The organism is Spirillospora sp. NPDC049652, assembly GCF_040675125.1.
Taxonomy (GTDB): Bacteria; Actinomycetota; Actinomycetes; order Streptosporangiales; family Streptosporangiaceae; genus Spirillospora.
The window spans coordinates 1-1,048 of the sequence record NZ_JBFAOF010001574.1; the positions used below are offsets into that span (position 1 = coordinate 1).

1 rRNA gene is annotated in these 1,048 nt (G+C 57.6%); it reads left to right on the plus strand.

From position 1 onward, the window contains the following. Nucleotides 1-1,034: ribosomal RNA gene (locus AB0J52_RS42030) — 23S ribosomal RNA — on the plus strand; the annotation flags it as partial. Between the last annotated feature and the right edge of the window lie 14 nt (nucleotides 1,035-1,048).

Here is a 1,048-nt window from a genome sequence, read left to right on the forward strand (position 1 = left end):
GGGTGTCGAAGCTGAGAATCTAAGCGCCGGTAAACGGCGGTGGTAACTATAACCATCCTAAGGTAGCGAAATTCCTTGTCGGGTAAGTTCCGACCTGCACGAATGGCGTAACGACTTCCCCGCTGTCTCAACCACAGGCCCGGCGAAATTGCAGTACGAGTAAAGATGCTCGTTTCGCGCAGCAGGACGGAAAGACCCCGGGACCTTCACTATAGCTTGGCATTGGCGTTTGATGTGTCTTGTGTAGGATAGGTGGGAGACTGTGAAGCGGGCACGCCAGTGTTCGTGGAGTCATTGGTGAAATACCACTCTGGTCGCCTTAGACGTCTAACCCGCACCCGTGGATCCGGGTGGGGGACAGTGCCTGGTGGGTAGTTTAACTGGGGCGGTTGCCTCCTAAAGAGTAACGGAGGCGCCCAAAGGTTCCCTCAGCCTGGTTGGTCATCAGGTGGTGAGTGCAAGGGCACAAGGGAGCTTGACTGTGAGACCGACAGGTCGAGCAGGTGCGAAAGCAGGGCCTAGTGATCCGGCACCGGCGTGTGGAAGCGGTGTCGCTCAACGGCTAAAAGGTACCCCGGGGATAACAGGCTGATCTTCCCCAAGAGTCCATATCGACGGGATGGTTTGGCACCTCGATGTCGGCTCGTCGCATCCTGGGGCTGGAGTAGGTCCCAAGGGTTGGGCTGTTCGCCCATTAAAGCGGCACGCGAGCTGGGTTTAGAACGTCGCGAGACAGTTCGGTCCCTATCCGCTGTGCGCGTAGGAGAATTGATGAGGGTCTGTCCCTAGTACGAGAGGACCGGGACGGACGAACCTCTGGTGTGCCAGTTGTCCCGCCAGGGGCACGGCTGGTTGGCTACGTTCGGTCGGGATAACCGCTGAAAGCATCTAAGCGGGAAGCCTTCCTCGAGATGAGTTCTCCCACACCTTGTGTGTGTAAGGCCCCCAAGAGACGATTGGGTTGATAGGCCGGGGATGGAAGCGCGGTAACGTGTGGAGTCGACCGGTACTAATAGGCCGAGTGGCTTGAACACACTGAACGTTCAAA